This window comes from Vibrio sp. 378 (assembly GCF_033339435.1).
Map to the genome: position 1 here is coordinate 1 of NZ_JAWOUO010000022.1, position 22,496 is coordinate 22,496.

Below are 22,496 nucleotides of genomic sequence, written 5' to 3' on the forward strand. Positions count from 1 at the left end.
TGATAGGTCTATATTGTTAAAGAGCTTGCTTTGCGAGAAGTTTTTCTCTCAAAGCGGAGGTGCATTCTAGCGATTTAATTGACAGTGTCAAACACTTTTTCAATTTTATTTTTCGTAGAATCTTTCACCTCTCCGACCCTGCTGAAGCCTTATCGCGTCTGCCGTGTCGGTGGATGCGCATTATAGGGAACTCAGATCCGTTCGCAACCCTTTTTTGAAAAAAAATGGAAAAAACTGACTGTTCGATGACTATTTCATCAAAAAAGCACAAAAGAGGGTAAAAAACCCTCTTTTTCTGTATCAAAAGCCGTATTTAAATGAATGCGTACGCGTCTGCGAACATACGCTCGCTCTTCGCTTTCTTGTTCTGAGTGAACTGTTCACGTGCTGCGCCAGCCATTTCAAAACGACCTGCAATATAGATATCGTAGTTTTCTAAGCTTTCGAAATCTTCAGCTACAGCTTGTAGCACGTTACCAACTTTACCTTGCCAGTCTGCAGGAGCTTCTTCTACTACTGGCACAAAGTGAACATTGGCAAACTTGTCGGCAATCTCGACCAGTTCGTCTTTAGCATAAAGCTGGCAGTTATCGCGCGCCCCCCAATATAAATAGATAGGATTGGTTTTATTCTGCGCTACGCAGTGATCCAGAATCGAGCGAACGTAACTGAAGCCTGTACCACCAGCAATTAATAATAATGGGCGTTCGCTTTCTTCTTGAACCCAAGCATCGCCATGTGGCGCATCAATTTCAATCTGACCATCAGTTTCAAGCGCCGCTTGCATTGCTTCGACAACTTCTTGTGCATAAGCGTTGTGTTCCGCCGCACCGATGTGCAGTTCAAGTTCACCTTCATGACGACAAGGGCTGCTTGCGATAGAGAAAGGACGTTTGTCTTTTTCACCCATCACCACCATTAGGTACTGACCCGCTTTAAAAGGCACTGGTGATTCTGGATGAAGAAGGATTTGGTAAGTATTACAAGCTAACGGCTGAATAGACTTTACTTTACATTGGATGGTCATGGTGTTCCTCTCGCTTACTCGTCAAAAGTAAGCACTAAATTACTTTCTGTATAGGCTTGGCAAGGGAATATCCAACCTTGCTGTTGCTCTTTTTCGGTTAGCATAGGTTCGAGGTGATAGCTCACCTCGCCCGTTAGCTTTTTACACATGCACATGGCGCAAGCGCCAACTTGGCAACGGTGTGGGAAGCGAATATTGTTGTTGAGCGCAGCTTCTAACACCGTCTCCCCTTCTTTTACTTGGAATGCAACGTCCATTGGTAGAAGGTGAACTTGATGACTCATAGAATACCTAACTGGTCCCAAATCTCATCGACTTTAGCCACAAGTTTAGGATCTTTTTTGATAGGCGTACCCCACTCGCGCGTGACTTCAGATTCGAACTTGTTGGTCGCATCCAGTCCTAATTTGGATGAACTCTCAGTCTTACCAAGCACTTGAATCGTGTCTCTATCTGGGTCCATTCGAGTTGTCACCGCCCAAATGATGTCATTCCAATCTCGTGCATTAACGTCATCGTCGCACAAAATGATGAATTTGTTATCCGTGTACTGAGCAAAGAAGCCCCATAGATGTTCCATCAATTCTTGGGATTGACCAGCTTGGTCTTTCTTCATAGTCACGACAGCAAATTGGTTGTTTGCTGTAACTGGAAGATAGACGTCAACAATCTCAGGGCGTTGCTGTTTCAACTCATTTAGTTCTGCTTCGGTAATCGCTTTGCTGTCTCGCTCAGTGACCTCGGTTCGCGTCGCCAGCTCGGCATCCCATTTAATGGTCGCATCCAAGCCCATTTTGGAGCCAAGCCCAACCACTGGTGAAGCAAAGTCGAGCGAGTCGATTGGCGTGTTATCTATCATCAAGGTATCACGTACAGGAGCCATATGCTCTGACATGGCTTTCACGACATCATTCCAATCTCGTGCGTTTACCGATTCATCGCACACAATAACAAACTTGGTATACATGAATTGACGTAAGAAAGACCACACGCCCATCATTACGCGCTTGGCATGTCCTGGGTACTGCTTCTTCATGGTGACGACGGCCATTCGGTACGAACAACCTTCTGGCGGAAGATAGAAGTCTTCAATCTCTGGGAATTGCTTTTGCAGAATAGGGACAAACACTTCGTTTAATGCCACACCCAATACAGCTGGTTCATCTGGCGGACGACCTGTGTAGGTGCTGTGATAAATAGGGTCTTTACGCATAGTAATGTGCGTAATAGTAAATACGTGGTGCTTTTCTTTTTCGTTATAGTAGCCAGTGTGGTCACCGTAAGGACCTTCATCAGCAAACTCGTTCGGGTCGATATAGCCTTCCATCACGATTTCCGCGCTCGCTGGCACTTCCAAATCGTTGCTGACTGACTTCACGACTTCCGTTTTGCTTCCACGTAGCAAACCTGCAAATGCGTATTCCGATAGCGTATCTGGCACTGGTGTTACTGCGCCAAGAATGGTTGCTGGGTCTGCACCAAACGCGACCGAAACTGGGAAAGGTTTACCTGGGTTGGTTTCCATCCAATCGCGCAGATCAAGCGCACCACCACGATGGGCTAACCAACGCATGATGATTTTGTTCTTGGCAATTTTCTGCTGACGGTAAATGCCTAGGTTCTGACGTTTCTTATTTGGACCTTTGGTTACGGTTAAGCCCCAAGTAAGCAGCGGCGCTACATCTTCTGCCCAGCAGCTCATTACCGGAATTTTATCCAAGTCGACTTCATCACCTTGCCAAACAATGTCTTGGCATGGTGCTTTACGTAAACGCTTAGCCGGCATGTTCAATACTTGTTTGAACACAGGCAGTTTTTCTAAAGCGTCTTTGAAGCCTTTTGGTGGCTCAGGTTCTTTTAAATAAGCCAGCAGCTTACCGACTTCTCTTAATTCTTTAACATCTTCACGTCCCATACCGATTGCGACACGCTCTGGTGTACCAAACAGGTTAGTCAAAACAGGTACGTCGTAGCCGATTGGGTTCTCAAACAACAGCGCAGGTCCACCAGCACGCAAGGTGCGGTCGCTGATTTCTGTCATTTCATAAGCGGGATCGACAGGGTGAGTGATGCGTTTAAGTCGACCTTTCTGTTCTAGGTGGTCGATAAATTCGCGTAAATCCTTAAAACTCATAGGCCTTCATGCTGGCTGATTAAACTGTCCGCAGTATAACAAATAGGAGGACGCTAAGATCCTCCTATTTTGTGTGGGTATGTGAGCCAGATTACTTTAATACTTGTTCAATCTGCCGAGTCTTTATCTGATGGTTCGAAGATACTAACTCTTCCAACCAGGTTTGATGCCCTTGTTGAGCAAGCTCTCGAGCAACCATGGTTGCTTCTTCTGATAACGCCATTTTTCTAACTAGAAACTGCTTTACTTGCGGAGATAGAGGGTTAGATTTTGTAAGTAGACTAATAGCTTCTGGCTTGAGTGATGGGTTAACTGTGGCATTCATCAATTGCTGAATGGAAAAAACGTCTCCAACCGCAGCTAAACGCTCAAGTTCGGACTGGCTGTTGTAATCAGCTTTCATCCGCCAGAGTAAGTTGTACACTTCCTCATCCTGACTAACTTGTGCCAACCTGACTATCACGGCCGTCGATGGTAACCAACTGGTCACATTTGCTTTGGTTAACTGGGCCGTTAATGCAGCAAGCGCATTGGGTGATAAGCTGTCTAACTCTCGAATCAAAAGCGCTTCACGTGCTTGAGCTTGTTGAGATGGCCCTGTAAGCCATTGCTTTAAGTTAAGCTCTCTTCGTTCAGCTTGTAAGACAAAGTCCAAGGTACTTTGGTCTTGTTTCCAACGCTTAATCAAGCGACTCGCAATAACGGGAAAGTTAAAAGCGGGTACACTAAATTCATACCCATCACCTCGCTCTAACACTTGATAAGTCGGGGTCATACGGATCTGGGACTCAACAAACAGAGCCATTCGAGGCGTGAGAATCACATCTTGCTTTTCAAGCTTTTCCAATAATTGAAAGCGCACCACCTCTTGTTGAGGCAAAGCAAGTCTATCAAGGGCGAATTTAAGCGAGTCGACTTCATCTCTGACAGCGTAATCAAGCAGTTCAGAGACTTTAGTCTGTATTTGAGTATCCTGAAGCCACTGCTCTACTACAGACTCATGCATTTCCTTGGCAGATAATGTCGCAGGTAGAGTGATAAGTGACAAGCTCAGGAGTAATGACGACAACATTCCTTGTTGCATGTTAACCTCCCGATAACATTTCCTTCATTCTGATACTTCTATCGGGAGAAAGCAATAAAAAAGCCACCGATATACGGTGGCTTTTCGCAGAATGACTATTGACGACGCATCGCATCGAAGAACTCATCGTTGGTCTTCGTCATCGCTAGCTTGTCGATTAGGAATTCCATTGCGTCGATTTCGCCCATTGGGTGAACGATCTTACGCAGAATCCACATCTTCTGTAATTCGTCAGTCTTCGTCAGTAGCTCTTCTCGACGTGTACCTGAGCGGTTGAAGTCAATCGCAGGGAATACACGCTTCTCAGCAATCTTACGGTTCAAGTGCAGTTCCATGTTACCTGTACCCTTGAACTCTTCGTAGATAACTTCATCCATTTTAGAACCAGTATCTACTAGTGCCGTTGCGATGATAGTTAGGCTGCCGCCTTCTTCTACGTTACGTGCAGCACCGAAGAAACGCTTAGGACGATGTAATGCGTTTGCATCCACACCACCTGTTAGTACTTTACCTGATGAAGGCACTACGGTGTTGTAAGCACGAGCTAGACGAGTGATAGAGTCAAGCAAGATAACCACGTCTTTCTTATGTTCAACAAGACGTTTTGCTTTCTCGATCACCATTTCCGCTACTTGTACGTGACGAGATGCTGGCTCATCGAAAGTCGACGCAACCACTTCACCTTTAACTAGGCGCTGCATCTCAGTTACTTCTTCTGGACGTTCGTCGATAAGAAGAACCATCAACTCACACTCTGGGTGGTTGTACGCGATGCTTTGCGCGATGTTTTGCAGAAGCATTGTTTTACCCGCTTTAGGCGGAGCAACAATCAGACCACGTTGACCTTTACCGATTGGCGATGCCAAGTCTAAAACACGTGCTGTAATGTCTTCTGTTGAACCGTTACCACGCTCCATCACCATGCGCTCATTCGCATGTAGAGGGGTAAGGTTTTCAAATAGGATCTTGTTACGGGCGTTGTCTGGTTTATCGTCGTTAACGGTATTGACTTTTAGAAGGGCAAAGTAACGTTCACCGTCTTTTGGTGGACGAATTTTACCAGCGATAGAGTCACCAGTACGTAGGTTAAAGCGACGAATCTGACTTGGTGATACGTAGATATCGTCCGGACCCGCAAGGTATGAACTATCTGCACTGCGTAGGAAACCAAAGCCGTCTTGCAGAATTTCCAGAACCCCATCGCCAAAGATGTCTTCGCCGCCTTTCGCGTGCGCTTTTAAAATCGCGAAGATGATGTCTTGTTTTCTTAAGCGAGCTAGGTTCTCTAATCCTAAGCTTTCGCCCAGTTTTACAAGGTCAGACACAGGTCTGTTCTTCAGTTCGGTAAGGTTCATGGTGGTGGATTCTTGTTTAGTCAAAATAAGATCTGTTTTCTAGTTAAGATGGATTTGGTCTCAGGATCGACCAAGAAGAGAAATTTGTTCAATTAACGCGCGATAAGTTAGCACTAATTAGTATTCTAGTCCAGAGTTAGAAAAACAAAACCGTGCATTGTAACTTTGCACGGTTTTATCTGTAATCACTTGGTGATTATAAGTTTGCGTCTAGGAACTCTTTTAGTTGAGTTTTAGACAGAGCACCTACTTTCGTTGCCGCTACGTTACCATCTTTAAATAGTAATAGCGTTGGAATGCCGCGAATACCAAACTTAGGTGGTGTACCTGCGTTATGGTCGATGTTTAGTTTACCGATAGTGAGTTTGCCTTCGTACTCGTCTGCGATTTCGTCCAAAATAGGAGCGATCATTTTACAAGGACCACACCATTCTGCCCAAAAATCCACTAGAACCGGGCCTGCAGCGTTGATTACATCGTTTTCAAAACCGTCATCAGTTAGCTGCAAAATCTTATCACTCATCTTCCACTCCAATGTGTTTTTCGAAACTGGTTGGATGATAACCAGTAATTAGATGCCCTATTGGAATGTATTTACTTTCGTATTGCAAGCTTTAGCTGATATTCTATAGCCATGAAAAAGACGCATATCACAGAGCAAAAGTTCGCCGATTTGGGCTTAAAGCCCCAAGTTATTGAAGGATTGGACAAAAAAGGGTTCGAATTTTGTACCCCTATCCAAGCCTTGGCGTTGCCGGTCCTGCTCACCGGCCAAGACATCGCAGGCCAGGCCCAAACGGGTACTGGTAAAACGCTCGCGTTTCTTACTGCTACGTTCAACCACCTTCTGACGACTCCGGAACATGAAGGTCGTAAGCCTACACAGCCACGCGCAATTATTATGGCGCCTACACGTGAGCTCGCTATTCAGATTTACAATGATGCAGAATCATTAACTGAAAGCACAGGTCTAAAAACCGCTCTAGCTTACGGTGGTGAAAGCTACGACAAGCAACTTGCGAAACTGCAAGACGGCGTAGATATTCTGATCGGAACAACAGGCCGTATCATCGATTTCTACAAACAGCGCGTATTTAACCTCAACAACATTCAAGCTGTTGTTCTGGACGAAGCCGACCGCATGTTCGATCTTGGCTTTATTAAAGACATTCGCTTCTTGTTCCGTCGTATGCCTGAGCCAAAAGAGCGTTTGAACATGCTGTTCTCAGCAACGCTGTCTTACCGCGTTCAAGAACTGGCATTCGAACACATGAATACTCCTGAGCATGTCGTTGTCGAACCAGAACAAAAAACTGGCCACCGTATCCAGGAAGAGCTTTTCTATCCTTCGAATGAAGACAAAATGGCGCTGCTTCAAACACTAATTGAAGAAGAGTGGCCAGATCGCGCTATCATTTTTGCCAATACCAAGCATAAGTGTGAATCGGTTTGGGGTCATTTGGCTGCCGATGGACACCGTGTAGGCCTTCTTACTGGCGATGTACCGCAGAAGAAGCGTGAGAAGATTCTTGAGCAATTCACCAAAGGTGATGTCGACATCTTAGTTGCAACTGACGTTGCAGCGCGTGGTTTGCATATTCCTCAGGTAACGCACGTTTTCAACTACGACCTTCCTGACGACTGTGAAGATTATGTTCACCGTATTGGCCGTACTGGTCGCGCTGGTGCGAGCGGTCATTCGATCAGTTTTGCTTGTGAAGAGTACGCGGTTAACCTACCAGCAATCGAAGAATACATTGAGCATACAATCCCAGTTTCAGAGTACGATTCGTCGGCACTGATTCAAGATCTACCGGCTCCGATTCGTATGCGTGCACCACGCAACCAACAGCGCCGCACGAATACTGGCGGTACCCGCTCTGGTTCTGGTAACCGTAAGCCGCAGGGACGTCGTCCACGCCAACCGCGTCAATCGGCACCAAAACAATCGTAATAGGAAACTGAGTTCGTTTTATGAGTCAAGCAGGATCATCACCGCTATATGCCGCCATCGACCTCGGGTCGAACAGTTTTCACATGCTCGTTGTGCGTCACATCGATGGCAGCGTTCAAACAATGGCTAAAATTAAGCGCAAAGTTCGTCTAGCAGCGGGCTTAGATGAACATAATTCTCTTAGTATGGAAGCTATGCAGCGAGGATGGGACTGCTTAAGTCTATTTGCGGAACGCTTGCAGGACATTCCTAAACAAAACATTCGCATCGTCGGTACTGCAACATTACGTACCGCGACCAATGTAGATGTGTTTTTAGAAAAGGCTAACCAAATTCTAGGCCAGCCTATCGAAGTGATTACTGGTGAAGAAGAAGCAGCCACTATCTATAAAGGTGTCGCTCACACCTCTGGCGGTAGTGGTCGTCGCCTTGTAGTCGATATCGGTGGAGCAAGTACCGAACTGATTATCGGTGAAGGTTTCGAAGCCAAAGCACTGACCAGCTTAAAAATGGGCTGCGTGACTTGGCTTGAAAACTTCTTTAAAGATCGTCAATTGAATGCTCGTAACTTTGACGCGGCAATTGAAGGGGCGAAACAGACCATCCAGCCGATTTTAGAACGTTATACAGAAATTGGTTGGGATGTGTGTGTTGGTGCATCAGGCACTGTTCAGGCATTGCAAGAGATAATGCTGGCGCAAGGCATGGACGAAGTAATCACTCACTCCAAACTTAAGCGTTTGCAAAAGCAGGCAATGCTTGCTGATCACTTGGAAGAGCTCGATATTGAAGGCTTAACACTTGAGCGTGCATTAGTGTTCCCTAGTGGCCTCTCTATTTTGATTGCCGTTTTTGAATTGCTTGAAATCGATGCTATGACACTGGCTGGCGGCGCACTACGCGAAGGCTTAGTGTATGAGATGGTTGAAGAGCTTCGTCAAGAAGACATTCGTGCCCGCACTATCGCTAGCGTACAAAATCGTTATCAGCTCGATCACCAATACGGCGAACAAGTCGCTACTCTGGCACACACGCTTTTACAGCAAGCTGGGGGCGATGAGTGGATTACAGAGCCTCAGGGCAAGATATTACTCGAGACCGCCGCAAAACTGCATGAAATTGGCTTAACTATCGATTTCAAAAAAGGCGGAGAGCATAGTGCTTACTTGCTACAGAATTTGGATCTGCCTGGTTACACGCGCGCACAGAAGTTCTTTATTGGTGAAGTGGCTCGTCGCTATCGCGAACAGCTCACTTCTTTACCTGAGCAGCATGCATTATCAGGCTCAAGTGCCAAACGAGTATTGAGACTGTTGCGTCTTGCGGTTCTGCTCAGCCATCGTCGCAATCCTGATCTAGAGCCAAATGTGACTCTAACAGTTGAAGGCGACAATCTAACGTTACACATTGATGCGCAATGGCTAGAGAAAAACCCACTGACTGCGGCTGAGTTGGAAATTGAATCCAACCGTCAGACAGACATCGGCTGGCCGTTAAGCGTCGTAGCAATATAATCGACCACTTCTGTCATAACGTATTAAGCCCAGGCGTTCGCTTGGGCTTTTTTGCATCTACTTCCCCTACAAAACGTGCTGCCCAGCAAAAATCTCAGCTTCTCCGCTCTACATCGAAAAACAGCCATGCTTTATTGATAAACACAATTTAGCCAACCAAGATGCACCATCATGAAAACCGTTTTAATGACTGGCTTAACTGGCACCCTCGCCCCAAAAGTTGCTCATCAGTTTCACCTACGCGGCTGGAACATATTGGAGTGGAATCACCACCAAATCCCGCCGGATGATCTACAGCAAAGTGAACAATTTTGGCAGCAACACCACATCAATGCGGTGTGCCATATGGCGATGGGAAGTGAAGAGTGGGCAGCGTGGCTTGGTGAGCAATGCAAACGCCATAATATTCCTTACCTCTTTGTCAGCACAGCAATGGTATTTGATGCCACAAAAAACGGGCCTTATGGCATCTTTGAAGAAAGAAACACCCAAGATGATTACGGCAAATACAAAGTTCGTTGTGAAGATGCAATCTGGCAAGCAAATCCAGATGCGATGGTTTCTCGAATTGGTTGGCAGCTCCATCACCAAGCAGAAGGCAATAACATGTTGGCGCATCTCGACCGCCAATATGAAGAGTACGGCGTTATTACCGCTAGCACAGCTTGGTATCCCGCGACTTCTCATATGGACGATACTGCACTCGCCTTTTTGCAGCTTATTGAGCGGAACGAAGCCGGTTTATACCACCTTGATAGCAACTTAAAGGATAAGTGGAATTTCTACGAACTCGTTTGTGCACTCAAGCAGCATTACAACAAGCCATGGCAAGTGCTGCCAAGCAATGATTATCACCATGACCAACGTCTAACAGATGAACGAATTGCCTTGCCGCCATTGAGTGAACGTTTCAACAAGCCAGAGCAAATCAAACAAGCTGGCATCATAGGAATCAACTGGGGACGCACGCACATTCCCCACTATCGAAACAATGGTGTATCGGTCACAACGTTATGCGCCAACCAAATAGAACCGCTTCAGCAAGCGTGCAGTGAGGAAGCAATCCTAAAGGCAGAAACGAACATCAGCGCACTCAAACAACTCGATGTCGTGACCATCGCGACACCTGCGCATACTCATGCAGAGATCATAAAGACGTTAGGTTCAACCAAGCTGATTTGTGAAAAGCCATTGGTGGGATTGAATTCCGACATCACTCACTGGCAGCAACCGAACTCCAACCTATTGGTTAATTACGCCTTTGCTCAGCTAGAGACCGCCAAGACGATAGAGAAATGGCTCACCTCGCAAACCCAACCTTGTGTGGTCAATCTAATCACCCAAGTTAACCTACCGGGCACCTTCACACTCAAAGAGTGGCTTCTTGAAACAGCCAGTCACCCTATTTCTTGGTTGCTGCACTGCTTCGGAGACTACTCTCAATCAACACTGGTTGAGGAAAACGGCCAACTGATCGTTGAGCTGCAATGTGACGACCACCAGCTAAGGTTTGTATTTGAACTAACAGGTGAACCGGGCATCGAGCACAATCTAACGATTCAATCCAACCAGACCTTAACCAGCAAAGGCTACTACCGTGTCGGAGAAAAATGGCGTTTCGAGCCCATTCTCGTTAATGGCAACGCGATAAATGATGGAGAGTATAGCGAGTCTGATTGCTGGCAGGACGCCAATCAACGCAGTATCGGTTTGATGTTGGCGATGTTCAATCAAAGCATCAATTGGGAGAAAGGCCTGCGACTTGGCGCCTTCGATGCGCAAAAAGCCATTTTGGTTGAGAGGATGCTCTGTTAGCCATTTCACCAGCGAGCTTCCTCTACGTGCCGTACCTTCGATTAAAAGGTCTCACTCGGGACCTTTTTTACTGCTCATTTTTACCTTCGTACAGCTCAGGGAGCTTTTGGACACCCATGATCTAATTACTCCCCACGCTGTACAAAACCCTCTAAATCCCAGTAAGCAGGTACAAAAAAGCCGCTTGATTTAAGCAAGCGGCTTTCGGGGTTCCCACTGATATTAAGACTGAACGCTTGTCGTCACCTTAAAGTCAGGGTTCACCGCAGTCAGCTTCTTAATTAGGTAATTCAGTAATACGCCGTACATCGGAACGAACAAACCAAGACTGATAATCAGTTTGAAGCCGTAATCCACCAGCGCGATTTCCGTCCAATGCTCTGCCATAAATGGATCTGGGCTTTGATAGAACGCAATGGCGAAGAAAGCGATGGTATCAAGTGCATTACCGAAAAGCGTTGAACACGTTGGTGCCACCCACCATTGCTTCATTTGACGTAGGCGGTTGAACACGTGCACATCCATGATCTGACCAAGTAGGTACGCCATGAAGCTAGCAATCGCGATACGAGCAACGAATAAGTTAAATTCCCCTAGGTGACCAAAACCTTGGAATTGACCTTCGAAGAACACCACCGATAAGAAGTAAGACACTGCCAAAGCAGGCAACATCACTAAGAAGATGATCTTACGCGCCAACTGAGCACCGAAAATACGCACAGTTAAGTCAGTCGCTAGGAATATAAATGGGAAAGTGAATGCGCCCCAAGTGGTATGGAAACCGAAAATAGTAAACGGTAGCTGAACTAGGTAATTGCTAGATGCAATAATGACTAGGTGGAATAGAACCAGATAGATAAGGGCGTTGCGCTGCTGCGCAGGGGTAAAGTTACTCATGCGATACCTTTTTAGTTTGGTTTGGGGGTGAGGGAACCCAAATCGAGTCACTGAATAAAGTGGCTCTTACCAACAATGTAAAATGAAAAATAAACTGGCTTGGCTCATTCTGAGCGAAGCGGTGGGCGATTATACATTAACCACTTTTCGCCGCAAGTCGTCTGTTTGACGCAAACGTTTAAGCATAAAAAGGGGGTTTCATGTGAAACACCCTTTCAAGAAAAATTCTATTTTTAGAAGCCGCGCTGGAACAATCCTGCAAGATAATCCAACTCTTCCCTGCTCTCTTCAATCGCTAACGCTTCAAACCAAATCGCTTCGCTGTAATGCTCTGCTTTCATAAACAGTCGGCAACCTTCAAAGTCGATCAGCCAAGAGTGAATATCCGCATCCCATTGTTTTTCAACCACAGTAGCAGAAAGCAAGCCGACTAAACGCTCACCTAAAGCAGGAAAGCTATCAAGGTCAAAGCTCGGCGCGGTAATGATTAAGCGCCCTTCTTGTGCCATGTAGTCCGCTAAGCCAAATTCCTTTTGCATCTTGGTTCCTTATCCGTGGTGAGTAATGTGTCCTTGAATCAAATCAAGGAATGGGTCGGCGTACTTCTCCAGTTTGCGTTGACCAACACCGCTGACTGCCAGCATTTCGCCGTAAGACGTTGGCAGAATTTCCGCCATATCAATCAAAGTCGCGTCACTGAAGACCACGTATGGTGGCAAACCATCTTCATCAGCAATCGACTTACGCAACTTACGTAACTTAGCAAACAGCTTCTTATCGTAGTTCTTGCTGGTCAATTTATCTGACTTCGCCGCACGTGCTGCGGTGTCTAAACGTGGAACCGCTAACTCTAGGGTCACATCGCCACGCAAAAGCGGACGTGCCTCTTCGGTTAATTGCAGCGTTGAGTTACGCGTGATGTTTTGAAACAACAGCCCTTTGTGGATTAACTGACGGAAGATACTCACCCAGTAATCGTGGCTGTGGTCGCGCCCTATCGCGTAGGTAGAAATCTTATCGTGCCCGTTTTCACGTACACGAATGTTTTGCATGCCACGTAACACTTCTACCACGTAGCCCATACCAAAGCTCTGATTAACACGGTACACACAAGACAACGCCTTACGTGCTTCTTCTGTTGCATCAAAGTGCTTCGGTGGATCTAAGCAAATATCGCAGTTGCCACATGGCTTCTCACGATACTCACCAAAGTAATTCAATAGCACCTGACGACGACAAGTCTGCGCCTCAGCAAAGGCACTCATCGCATTCAGTTTGTGGGTTTCCACCTGCTTCTGTGGACCATCGTCTTTCTCATCCAACATACGGCGCAGCCAACTGATGTCCGCTGGGTCATACAACATCATCGCTTCTGCAGGTAAACCATCACGCCCTGCACGACCCGTTTCCTGATAGTAAGACTCGATGTTGCGCGGGATATCAAAGTGAACCACAAAACGCACGTTTGGTTTGTTGATGCCCATACCGAATGCCACGGTCGCCACTACAATTTGGATGTCATCACGTTGGAAAGCTTCTTGAACGTAAGCGCGCTCATCAGCGTCCATACCTGCGTGATAACCAGCAGCACGAATGTGGTTGTTGCACAGCTTCTCGGTCACCATCTCAACTTTCTTACGGCTACCACAATAGATGATGCCGCAGTTACCCTTTTGGGTTTCAAGATAACGAACGATTTGCGAAACCGGCTTGTGCTTCTCAACTAAGTTGTAGCGAATGTTAGGACGGTCGAAGCTGCCTAGATAAACCTCTGGATTATTCAGTTGCAGACGCTCAAGAATATCTCGGCGCGTTGCATCATCCGCCGTCGCCGTCAGCGCCATAAATGGCACATGGGAAAACTGCTGCTTAAGTTGACCAAGCGCGGCGTATTCTGGACGGAAATCGTGTCCCCACTGGGAAATACAATGCGCTTCATCGACGGCAATCATCGATAGCGGCAAGTTTTCCAAGCGCTCAATGAAATCACGCATCAATACGCGTTCTGGTGAGACGTACACCAACTTAAGATGACCAGTGTGCATGCGGTTATATACGCTGAGCAGTTCTTCACGAGGCATGGTCGAGTTAATGCATTCAGCCGCTACACCGTTGGCTTTAAGCTGGTCCACTTGGTCTTTCATCAGCGAGATAAGCGGAGAAATCACCAAAGTAATACCAGAGCGAACCAAAGCAGGGATTTGATAACACAGCGACTTACCGCCACCAGTAGGCAGGATAACTAAGCTGTCGCGACCTTCTACCGCAGCATCAATCACCAACTGCTGACCATCACGGAACTCTTGGTAACCAAACACATCCTCCAACACACGTTGAGGCGTTACAGGCGAATCAGATTGTTCGGCTAACAAGGTCGAGGTCATGAAAAGTCTCAGATTGGGTCTTAAAAAAGAGGTGCTTATGCATACCACTGGCACACAAAGTGAGGGCACATTGTAATGGGGTTTCATGGTGAATAAAACCGCAAATTGTTAGGTGTTTCGCATCACGACTCGTATACTGATTTTCTGCTCTATAAAACACACAATTAGGTGACACTTCATGACACCAGAAGACGAACAACAACGCTCACGGCAAGGCGTCTTGCTAGCGATTGGTGCGTATACCATGTGGGGCATTGCGCCGATGTACTTTAAGTCCATCGCACAAGTATCTCCTTTGGAAATTCTAAGCCACCGAGTGATATGGTCTTTCTTTTTGCTTGCTGCACTCCTCCATTTTGGCCGTCACTGGCGCTCGGCTTACCACATCGCGAAAGACAAAACGAAAATCGCTTACCTGATCGCAAGTTCCATGCTAATTGGCGGCAATTGGTTGATTTTCATTTGGGCGGTAAACTCGAATCATATGCTCGACGCCAGCTTAGGTTATTACATTAACCCACTGATCAACGTCTTACTCGGGATGGTATTTTTGGGAGAGAGACTGCGTAAATTACAGTGGTTCGCGGTTGTATTGGCAGGTTGTGGCGTACTCGTTCAACTGATTGTATTTGGCTCCGTACCTGTTGTTGCGATGGCGTTAGCAATGAGCTTCGGCTTTTATGGCTTATTAAGAAAGAAAGTCAGTGTCGATGCAAAAACTGGCTTGTTTATCGAGACATTACTTCTACTGCCAGTGGCCGCTGTTTATTTGCTTTTTATTGCCGATACACCAACCTCAAATATGCTTACGAATCCACTTACGTTAAATAGTTTGTTGATCGCGGCTGGGGTTATAACAACCCTGCCACTGCTGTGCTTTACGGGTGCAGCAACAAGACTCAAATTATCGACTTTGGGCTTTTTCCAATATATAGGCCCAAGCTTAATGTTTTTACTTGCAGTATTGATGTATGGCGAACCCTTTACCATGGATAAAGCGATCACTTTCGTCTTTATTTGGGGAGCACTAGTCGTGTTTAGCTTTGATGGATTACGTAATAACCGTCGCTCACGCCGAATCGTTCAGCCACAGTGATCGTTTTTTACAAGACAAGTTAGAAATTGCCAGATAAGCTTGGTCATAATGTGACCAAGCTTTTTTTGTTTAATGGAACATATTCAGTACTACGCAACCGACCATGACAACTTGAGTCTAATAGAGGCGAAATACCAGAAATTTGCTTTTCAAAGGCATTACCATCTGGATTTTCATCTCGGCCTGATCACGCATGGTGCGCAGAAGTTCCAATACCAAGGTAACAGCCACCAAGTTGGTCACGGGCAAATTGTGATTATGCCGCCGGATGAGCTGCACGACGGGCAATCTAAGCTCGAAAGTGGCTACGAAGTGAATGTGTTTGCGATCGAACCTCACCTATTGAGCGATCTAGCCGATCTTAAGAAAAACGGTCAAATAATACACTTCAACGAACTGATCATCTCGGATCCACAGATATTTTCACAACTTAGTAACTTGCACGGGCTACTTCGTCGTGAAAACCTAAGCCAACTCACCAAAGATTGCCTTCCTTTTGAAGGATTTAACCAGCTTTTTGATCGCTACGGATCGCTTGAGCGACAAAAAGTGGTGCCGTTAGGAAATCAATCACTTGGAACGTTAAAGGATTATCTAATGGCGAACCTCGACCAAGCAGTGCGTTTGGATTCACTTTCAGAGCTGTGCCAACTGAGCCCAACTCAGTTCCAGCGCCACTTTAAAGCGCAAACTGGCATGACGCCTTATGCATGGTTCGCACGCCTGCGCCTTGAACAAGGCATGAAGTTACTGCAAGCTGGTCAATGTGGTACCGACGTCGCTCATCAAATCGGTTTCTACGATCAAGCGCATTTCAGCAAAGCGTTTAAACAGACCTACGGCGTTTCCCCTTCTCAAGTGGCTCGTTAATTTCATTTACCGAGAAAGCTGTCAGTTTTTTACAAGCGCCACAGGTGACTTACCACGACAATAGCCGCATTGGTTAAATTTGAGATGTGTTATGAATGAATCCACCATATTGCTGACACTCGCCAGCATTCACTTTATTGCCCTAATGAGTCCAGGTCCGGACTTTGCGCTGGTCGTACAAAACGCGACGCGTCATGGTCGTCAAACTGGCTTGTACATTGCGTTGGGGTTGTCTGTCGGTATTTTGCTGCACTCTTTGTTCAGCCTGACAGGTGTGAGTTTTGTCGTCCACCAGCACCCAGTGCTGTATTCCGTGGTACAACTGCTCGGTGGTAGTTACCTGCTCTACTTAGGAATTGGCGCATTGCGTGCCGTGATCTCGACGATCCAAAACCCACAGACGGATCAACCTAAGAAGCAAAATAACCTAGTGATCAGCAATAAGCGTCAAGCGTTTGCTAAAGGGTTTGCGACCAACATTCTTAACCCAAAAGCCCTGGTGTTCTTTGTCAGTTTGATGTCGAGTTTAGTCCCAGCAGGTATGTCGATTACTGGCAAAGGTATTGCACTGGTCATCCTGTTTGGCTTGTCGCTATTCTGGTTCTCTAGCCTTGCATGGATGCTGTCGACACAGCGCTTACAGCGTAAATTACAACAAGCGGGTATCTACATCGACGGTCTATGCGGCGTGGTATTTACTCTAGTGGGCGGCAGTATTCTATACCAAACTATCAATACTTTTATCGGATAAAGTACTGATTTAAAAGCGTAGCACAATCGACATTTCTAAGATTGCTGACTCGACGTGACTCTCCATAACTGCCAAGCTCAAAGCACAAAACTGGCAACATGGAGAGTCATCATGCATTGGACGTTCAACCGACTCGTGACCACGGGTCTTTTTCTTACTTCCCCACTCGTCTTATCTACCTCAGCCTTTGCTAACCAAGCAGCAGATGCGGTTGCACCGGAGCACAGTACTGGCTTCGAGCAAAAGCAATTGGTCAAAGCCAAAGGTTATATGGTCACAGCAGCCAACCCACTTGCAACCCAAGCCGGGGCGGATGTTCTTGCACAAGGGGGCAATGCTATTGATGCCATGGTTGCCGTACAATTGATGCTGGGCTTGGTAGAGCCGCAATCATCAGGTATTGGTGGCGGTGCCTTCTTAGTGTATTGGGACAGTGAGAAACAAAAACTGACTACGTATGATGGACGCGAAACCGCACCGCTCGCCGCGACGCCGAAACTCTTTTTAGACGAAAAAGGACAACCCCTACAATTTTACGATGCGGTTGTCGGCGGGCGCTCCGTTGCCACTCCTGGTACAGTGAAACTGCTGTGGGACACGCACCAGAAATACGGCAAGTTGGAATGGAAAAAGATCATCCAACCCGTAATTACCTTGGCTGAACAAGGTTTCGAAGTTAGTCCTCGCCTCGCGAGTCTGATTGAAAAAGATGCCAAGCGCCTATCTCGCTTCCCTGCGACTAAGGCTTACTTCTTCAATCCAGATGGCTCACCAAAAGCCGAAGGCACGTTGTTGAAGAACCCTGAATACGCGCAAACTCTGACGGCAATTGCAGAGCAAGGGGCAAAAGCTTTCTATCAAGGCGATATCGCCACAGACATCATCAAGACAGTACAGAATGCACCGGGCAATCCTGGCGTATTGGCACAACCTGACTTTGATGCGTTCCAAATCAAGCAACGTGAACCGGTTTGTGCGGCTTACCAAAGCTATGACGTCTGCGGCATGGGACCACCTAGCTCTGGCGCATTGACGGTTGGACAGATTCTCGCGATCACCGAGCAATACGATCTTAAGGGCTGGGGAGCCGAAAGCGCGAAATCGTGGCAAGTGATCGCCGACGCATCTCGCCTTGCGTTTGCGGATCGCGGTAAGTACATGGCTGACCAAGATTATGTGCCAATGCCAACCGAAGGCTTGCTTGATAAAGATTATCTCAAACAACGTGCTGAGCTCATTCAAGTCGGTAAAGCCTTGAGTAAGGTTGAAGCCGGCAATCCACCGTGGTCGCACGCCATGGACTTAAGCATGGACCAATCGATCGAGTTGCCTTCCACCAGCCATTTCAATATCGTCGATAAGCAAGGCAATGTGGTTTCAATGACAACAACCATCGAGAACGCCTTTGGCTCACGCTTGATGGTGCGGGGCTTCTTGCTCAACAACGAACTGACCGATTTCTCTTTCCGCACGCATCAAGATGGTGTGCCAATCGCGAACCGCTTAGAACCGGGAAAACGCCCACGCTCCTCCATGGCACCGACCATTTTGATGAAGGATGACAAACCTTACATGGCAATTGGCTCACCGGGTGGTAGCCGCATTATTGGTTACGTCGCACAAGCCATTATCGCCCACACGCAATGGGATATGGACATCCAAAGCGCGATTAATCAGCCACGATTGCTGAACCGTTTTGGCACCTTAGATATTGAGCAAGGTACCGCCGCAGAGGGCTTACAGCCTGCTCTGGAGAAGATGGGCTTTAAAACCGATGTTCGGGATTTGAACTCTGGTCTGCATGCGATACGAATAACAAAAGACGGTCTTGAAGGCGCTGCGGATCCAAGACGTGAAGGTGCCGCTATCGGGCAGTAAGAGTCTTTCGCTCGACCCCTTGTGCGAGATCTCTCACAAAGGGTTGAGCAAACCTCTCTTTTTTAATGGTAAAACCGTACAGAAAAGAGCATAAGCCATTGAATTTAATACTCATGTATCTTTTTTGAACGCTAAGAGAGTTAAAAAATGTGAGATTAGCCCGTTGTTGGAAATCGTTAAACACGTAATATTAAACCTGTCGGAAGGATGCTGACACGGAACAGGAAACACCACGGACTTGGTGAACTTCAGGAAGAAGAAACGGTTATTCAGGATGAATAGTCGGGCATGGATTGCAAAATTGGACATTGAACGGAATCAATAGTGACTAGGATGGTTGCTACTAAGGACGGGAAATGGACACCTCTGGACGAGGCAAGGATTTGAACATCAGGATGATGTCAGGGACACCGCTCAGGGAACAAGTGATGAGAGCTAACGAGGATAGTTAGCAGACCAGGATAAGGTCACTAAGGACACCGCTAGGAAGGCGACGTAAGGATTAAGCTGACGGATTCAGCACACTATCATGGATTAGATGCATGGAGCACTCTTAGTAGCTGGATTGCTGCGAGTAAGACTATAACCCCGATGGGCGCAAGCCCTCGGGGTTTTTCTTTGCCTAAAGTTTTTCTCAGTAGATCTGCTGAAAACAGGCATTCACCCACAACGCCCACCTTTCACTTCAAACGGCATCGTTAAGTCGCGCTTTTGTACTCCATTTATCATTCCATTTTTTACTGCGTTAGCGACACCAAAACTGCACAAACAAAAAGAGCCGCCGAAGCAGCTCTTAAGTTGATGATACCAATCACAGTAAATAAGTGATCAGAAATAGCGTAGGGAAAATGCTTGAGAACAAGGCGCAATTTTTCGATAAGTAGTTATTCTACAATCAAAAATTGCAACGCAGTTATCGAGTATTTTAACAAGCTAGAATGACCAGTTATTTACTACGATTGGTATGAGTTTTGGTCAAGCCTTACAGTTTCTCTAGTCGTGCGTAAGCAGTTACCAACCATTTGATGCCTTCACCGTTAAAGGCAATCTGTACACGGCTCTGTGGACCACTGCCTTCGAAGTTGATGATGGTGCCTTCACCAAACTTTGGATGCATCACACGAGAACCTAGCGTAAAGCCGGTTTCATTAAAGCTCTCTTTCACAACAGTTTGGCTAAATCGACCACTGCTTGAAGGACGGCTAACTTGCGCCTTCATTCGTACTTCATCTAAACAAGTTTCTGGCAGTTCACGGATAAAGCGAGACGGTTTATGGTATTTATCCTGACCGTACAAACGACGCATTTCAGCATAAGTGATGTACAGTTTCTGCATCGCACGGGTCATGCCTACGTAACACAGACGGCGTTCTTCTTCTAAGCGCCCTGCTTCTTCTGCCGACATTTGGCTTGGGAACATGCCTTCTTCCACACCGACCATAAACACCAATGGAAACTCTAGACCTTTCGCACTGTGTAATGTCATGAGCTGAACCGCATCTTCAAATTCGTCCGCTTGTCCTTCGCCCGCTTCTAGTGCTGCGTGGGTTAGGAATGCCGTCAGCAGTGACATGTCTTCGGCTTCTTCTGGTTTCTCGAATTGGCGAGTTGCGGTCACCAATTCCTCCAAGTTCTCAATACGTGCCTTAGACTTTTCGCCCTTCTCTTGCTCGTACATCGCGAACAAGCCCGAGTATTTAATCACATGGTCAGTTTGGTGATGCAGCGGCATCTCTAAGGTGTCGTCTTCTAGCGCGGTGACAAGCTCGATAAAACGGCTCAGAGCACCAGCAGCGCGACCAGCAAGCACCTTCTCGTCCAACATTGCCACACTCGCTTCCCACATGGTGCAACCACGATCACGAGCCGCAAAGCGGATGGTTTCAAGCGTCTTATCGCCCAAACCACGCGTTGGCGTATTCACCACACGTTCAAACGCCGCATCATCGTTACGGTTGGCAATCAGACGCATGTAGCTCAAGGCATCTTTGATTTCCTGACGTTCGAAGAATCGCATGCCGCCGTAGATACGGTAAGGCAGACCGGCTTGAATTAACGCTTCTTCCAGAACACGCGACTGGGCGTTGTTACGGTAAAGCATCGCAGCGTCATTCAGAGCACCGCCCTTGTCTTGCCACTCTTTGATTTTGTTCACCGCAAAACGGGCTTCATCTAATTCGTTGTAAGCGCTGTAAACCGAGATAGGCTCACCGACCACGCCATCCGTCCACAACTCTTTACCCATACGCTCGGTGTTATTCGCAATCAGGGTGTTAGATGCTTCCAGAATGGTCTTGGTTGAACGGTAGTTTTGCTCAAGACGAATGGTATTTACGCTTGGGAATTCGAGCGTAAACTTCTCAATATTCTCGACTTTTGCACCACGCCAACCATAAATCGACTGGTCGTCATCACCTACGATCATCACGTGACACTCAGGACCCGCCATCATACGTAGCCAAGCATATTGAATGTTGTTGGTATCTTGGAACTCATCCACCAAGATGTGCTTAAAGCGTGCTTGGTAGTGTTCACGAACGAACTTGTTATCACGCAGTAGCTCATGTGCGCGCAGCAAGATCTCCGCAAAATCGACTAAACCAGCACGGTCACACGCCTCTTGGTAAGCGGTGTACAACTGTAGATATGTCTTGGTCACTGGATCATGGTACGCATCAATGTGCGACGGACGCAGACCTTCGTCTTTCTTACCGTTAATCCACCATGCCACTTGGCGTGCAGGCCATTGCTTCTCATCGAGGTTTTGCGCTTTGATCAAACGCTTTAGCAGACGCTGCTGGTCGTCACTGTCAATGATTTGGAAATCTTCCGGTAGCTTCGCATCAAGATAGTGTGCACGCAGAATACGGTGACAAATGCCGTGGAAAGTACCATTCCACATACCGCCTGCACTGCCCATCATTAGCTCTTCGATACGTCCACGCATCTCTGCCGCCGCCTTATTGGTAAAGGTTACCGACATAATTGAGAACGGAGAAGCTTGCTCGACCGACATCAGCCAAGCGATACGGTGAACAAGAACGCGTGTCTTACCACTTCCTGCGCCAGCAAGAACGAGCAAGTTTTCTAGAGGTGCTGCAACGGCTTCACGTTGTTTATCGTTCAAACCGTCGAGTAATAGAGATGGATCCATCATGATGAGAGCTACTGGTTATTTATACATAAAAACCGATTATAACCTAAACAACCGGGTGCTGTTTAGACAAAACTTGATAAAAAAATTGATGTTTTTTTGCCCAACACATCAATTAGTTATACCTATTTGACCCTGCAAACCCATTTACTTCAGAAATTTTTCTGAAAGTTTTTTAGCCAGTTTCCTATCTTTTAAGTTAAGCAAGTTGATAACAAAAACGCCAAAACAGGCGATTCATCTTGCCAACTTAAAGTAAAGGAAATCATTCAGAGGAATTTATTATGAAAAAGTCGAATCTAGCTGTTACTGCTGCTGTTACTGGTCTTCTAGCTCTTGGTGGCACAATGCTAACTGCAGCTCCAGCTGTCGCTGCTGAAAAAGAAAAGTGCTATGGCGTTTCTAAAGCAGGTAAAAACGACTGTGCAACAAAAAGCAGCTCATGCGCTGGTACTTCTAAAGAAGATAACCAAAAAGACGCATTCGTAGTCGTACCAAAAGGTCTTTGTGACAAACTCGCTGGCGGTAGCACTTCTTCTTCATAATCTTTTATCGCTAGCTATTGTGAGGATGCGTTGACGCT

Annotated in this window: 18 protein-coding genes; 8 read left to right on the top strand and 10 right to left on the bottom strand. The window is 46.7% G+C overall.

Translation table 11 applies throughout. The features are described 5' to 3' along the window. Window positions 1-313: 313 nt before the first annotated feature. The 6 genes from fre to trxA form a co-directional block, all read right to left on the bottom strand. Window positions 314-1,027, bottom strand: coding sequence for an NAD(P)H-flavin reductase (gene fre / locus R7Q48_RS22365; protein WP_005382872.1), 714 nt, complete (start codon window positions 1,025-1,027; stop codon window positions 314-316). A gap of 14 nt (window positions 1,028-1,041) precedes the next feature. Beyond that, window positions 1,042-1,311 carry a 2Fe-2S iron-sulfur cluster-binding protein gene (locus tag R7Q48_RS22370; protein WP_206954917.1) on the bottom strand — a complete coding sequence of 90 codons (270 nt, stop codon included), beginning with the start codon at window positions 1,309-1,311 and terminating at the stop codon, window positions 1,042-1,044. Next, window positions 1,308-3,161, bottom strand: a complete 1,854-nt coding sequence (gene ubiD, locus R7Q48_RS22375; protein WP_203346178.1) for a 4-hydroxy-3-polyprenylbenzoate decarboxylase — start codon at window positions 3,159-3,161, stop codon at window positions 1,308-1,310. The genes R7Q48_RS22370 and ubiD overlap by 4 nt, the downstream gene beginning before the upstream one ends. Window positions 3,162-3,252: 91 nt before the next feature. Beyond that, entirely contained in the window at window positions 3,253-4,245 is a 993-nt protein-coding gene (locus R7Q48_RS22380) for a hypothetical protein (RefSeq protein WP_005378756.1), read from the bottom strand. A gap of 95 nt (window positions 4,246-4,340) precedes the next feature. Next, window positions 4,341-5,600 carry a transcription termination factor Rho gene (gene rho / locus R7Q48_RS22385; protein WP_005378757.1) on the bottom strand — a complete coding sequence of 420 codons (1,260 nt, stop codon included), beginning with the start codon at window positions 5,598-5,600 and terminating at the stop codon, window positions 4,341-4,343. A 196-nt stretch (window positions 5,601-5,796) separates the two neighbouring features. Next, a complete protein-coding gene (trxA, locus tag R7Q48_RS22390) occupies window positions 5,797-6,123 on the bottom strand; it encodes a thioredoxin TrxA (protein ID WP_004745500.1) in 327 nt (108 codons plus the stop codon). A gap of 111 nt (window positions 6,124-6,234) precedes the next feature. Between trxA and rhlB the strand changes: the two genes are divergently transcribed. The 3 genes from rhlB (at window position 6,235) to R7Q48_RS22405 (ending at window position 10,883) form a co-directional block, all read left to right on the top strand. Then, window positions 6,235-7,554, top strand: a complete 1,320-nt coding sequence (gene rhlB, locus R7Q48_RS22395; RefSeq protein ID WP_005378764.1) for an ATP-dependent RNA helicase RhlB — start codon at window positions 6,235-6,237, stop codon at window positions 7,552-7,554. Between the two features lie 20 nt (window positions 7,555-7,574). Further along, window positions 7,575-9,068 (top strand): guanosine-5'-triphosphate,3'-diphosphate diphosphatase, encoded by a 1,494-nt coding sequence (gppA, locus tag R7Q48_RS22400; RefSeq protein ID WP_053350783.1) that lies wholly within the window; start codon window positions 7,575-7,577, stop codon window positions 9,066-9,068. Window positions 9,069-9,239: 171 nt separating this feature from the next. Then, window positions 9,240-10,883, top strand: coding sequence for a sugar nucleotide-binding protein (locus tag R7Q48_RS22405; protein WP_318132443.1), 1,644 nt, complete (start codon window positions 9,240-9,242; stop codon window positions 10,881-10,883). Between the two features lie 222 nt (window positions 10,884-11,105). Here R7Q48_RS22405 and R7Q48_RS22410 read toward each other — a convergent pair whose 3' ends face one another. From R7Q48_RS22410 to recQ, 3 genes are all read right to left on the bottom strand, one after another. Further along, entirely contained in the window at window positions 11,106-11,780 is a 675-nt protein-coding gene (locus R7Q48_RS22410) for a 7-cyano-7-deazaguanine/7-aminomethyl-7-deazaguanine transporter (RefSeq protein WP_005378770.1), read from the bottom strand. A gap of 233 nt (window positions 11,781-12,013) precedes the next feature. Next, complete coding sequence (locus tag R7Q48_RS22415) at window positions 12,014-12,319, bottom strand: DUF3630 family protein (protein ID WP_005378772.1); 306 nt, start codon at window positions 12,317-12,319, stop codon at window positions 12,014-12,016. Between the two features lie 9 nt (window positions 12,320-12,328). Then, window positions 12,329-14,164: an ATP-dependent DNA helicase RecQ gene (recQ, locus tag R7Q48_RS22420; RefSeq protein WP_256903390.1), complete on the bottom strand. Its 1,836-nt coding sequence runs from the start codon at window positions 14,162-14,164 to the stop codon at window positions 12,329-12,331. Between the two features lie 178 nt (window positions 14,165-14,342). Between recQ and rarD the strand changes: the two genes are divergently transcribed. The 4 genes from rarD to ggt all read left to right on the top strand — a co-directional run bounded on the left by rarD (window position 14,343) and on the right by ggt (window position 18,759). Beyond that, window positions 14,343-15,260 carry an EamA family transporter RarD gene (rarD, locus tag R7Q48_RS22425; protein WP_256903391.1) on the top strand — a complete coding sequence of 306 codons (918 nt, stop codon included), beginning with the start codon at window positions 14,343-14,345 and terminating at the stop codon, window positions 15,258-15,260. 72 nt (window positions 15,261-15,332) lie between these two features. Beyond that, window positions 15,333-16,130, top strand: coding sequence for an AraC family transcriptional regulator (locus tag R7Q48_RS22430; RefSeq protein WP_017633800.1), 798 nt, complete (start codon window positions 15,333-15,335; stop codon window positions 16,128-16,130). A gap of 91 nt (window positions 16,131-16,221) precedes the next feature. Beyond that, a complete protein-coding gene (locus tag R7Q48_RS22435; protein WP_256903392.1) occupies window positions 16,222-16,881 on the top strand; it encodes a LysE family translocator in 660 nt (219 codons plus the stop codon). A 111-nt stretch (window positions 16,882-16,992) separates the two neighbouring features. Further along, a complete protein-coding gene (gene ggt, locus R7Q48_RS22440; protein WP_318132444.1) occupies window positions 16,993-18,759 on the top strand; it encodes a gamma-glutamyltransferase in 1,767 nt (588 codons plus the stop codon). Window positions 18,760-19,741: 982 nt separating this feature from the next. Here ggt and uvrD read toward each other — a convergent pair. Beyond that, window positions 19,742-21,916: a DNA helicase II gene (uvrD, locus tag R7Q48_RS22445; protein WP_005378778.1), complete on the bottom strand. Its 2,175-nt coding sequence runs from the start codon at window positions 21,914-21,916 to the stop codon at window positions 19,742-19,744. A 281-nt stretch (window positions 21,917-22,197) separates the two neighbouring features. On the opposite strand from uvrD, the gene R7Q48_RS22450 reads away from it, so the two are divergent. After that, on the top strand, window positions 22,198-22,458 hold the full coding sequence (locus R7Q48_RS22450; RefSeq protein WP_005378779.1) for a DUF2282 domain-containing protein: 261 nt from the start codon (window positions 22,198-22,200) through the stop codon (window positions 22,456-22,458). The last annotated feature ends 38 nt before the right edge of the window (window positions 22,459-22,496 follow it).

Bases quoted from the DNA above. Each gene is read 5' to 3' on its own strand.
- fre (WP_005382872.1), bottom strand. From the start codon at position 1,027: ATGACCATCCAATGTAAAGTAAAGTCTATTCAGCCGTTAGCTTGTAAT.
- R7Q48_RS22370 (WP_206954917.1), bottom strand. From the start codon at position 1,311: ATGAGTCATCAAGTTCACCTTCTACCAATGGACGTTGCATTCCAAGTA.
- ubiD (WP_203346178.1), bottom strand. From the start codon at position 3,161: ATGAGTTTTAAGGATTTACGCGAATTTATCGACCACCTAGAACAGAAA.
- R7Q48_RS22380 (WP_005378756.1), bottom strand. From the start codon at position 4,245: ATGCAACAAGGAATGTTGTCGTCATTACTCCTGAGCTTGTCACTTATC.
- rho (WP_005378757.1), bottom strand. From the start codon at position 5,600: ATGAACCTTACCGAACTGAAGAACAGACCTGTGTCTGACCTTGTAAAA.
- trxA (WP_004745500.1), bottom strand. From the start codon at position 6,123: ATGAGTGATAAGATTTTGCAGCTAACTGATGACGGTTTTGAAAACGAT.
- rhlB (WP_005378764.1), top strand. From the start codon at position 6,235: ATGAAAAAGACGCATATCACAGAGCAAAAGTTCGCCGATTTGGGCTTA.
- gppA (WP_053350783.1), top strand. From the start codon at position 7,575: ATGAGTCAAGCAGGATCATCACCGCTATATGCCGCCATCGACCTCGGG.
- R7Q48_RS22405 (WP_318132443.1), top strand. From the start codon at position 9,240: ATGAAAACCGTTTTAATGACTGGCTTAACTGGCACCCTCGCCCCAAAA.
- R7Q48_RS22410 (WP_005378770.1), bottom strand. From the start codon at position 11,780: ATGAGTAACTTTACCCCTGCGCAGCAGCGCAACGCCCTTATCTATCTG.
- R7Q48_RS22415 (WP_005378772.1), bottom strand. From the start codon at position 12,319: ATGCAAAAGGAATTTGGCTTAGCGGACTACATGGCACAAGAAGGGCGC.
- recQ (WP_256903390.1), bottom strand. From the start codon at position 14,164: ATGACCTCGACCTTGTTAGCCGAACAATCTGATTCGCCTGTAACGCCT.
- rarD (WP_256903391.1), top strand. From the start codon at position 14,343: ATGACACCAGAAGACGAACAACAACGCTCACGGCAAGGCGTCTTGCTA.
- R7Q48_RS22430 (WP_017633800.1), top strand. From the start codon at position 15,333: ATGGAACATATTCAGTACTACGCAACCGACCATGACAACTTGAGTCTA.
- R7Q48_RS22435 (WP_256903392.1), top strand. From the start codon at position 16,222: ATGAATGAATCCACCATATTGCTGACACTCGCCAGCATTCACTTTATT.
- ggt (WP_318132444.1), top strand. From the start codon at position 16,993: ATGCATTGGACGTTCAACCGACTCGTGACCACGGGTCTTTTTCTTACT.
- uvrD (WP_005378778.1), bottom strand. From the start codon at position 21,916: ATGATGGATCCATCTCTATTACTCGACGGTTTGAACGATAAACAACGT.
- R7Q48_RS22450 (WP_005378779.1), top strand. From the start codon at position 22,198: ATGAAAAAGTCGAATCTAGCTGTTACTGCTGCTGTTACTGGTCTTCTA.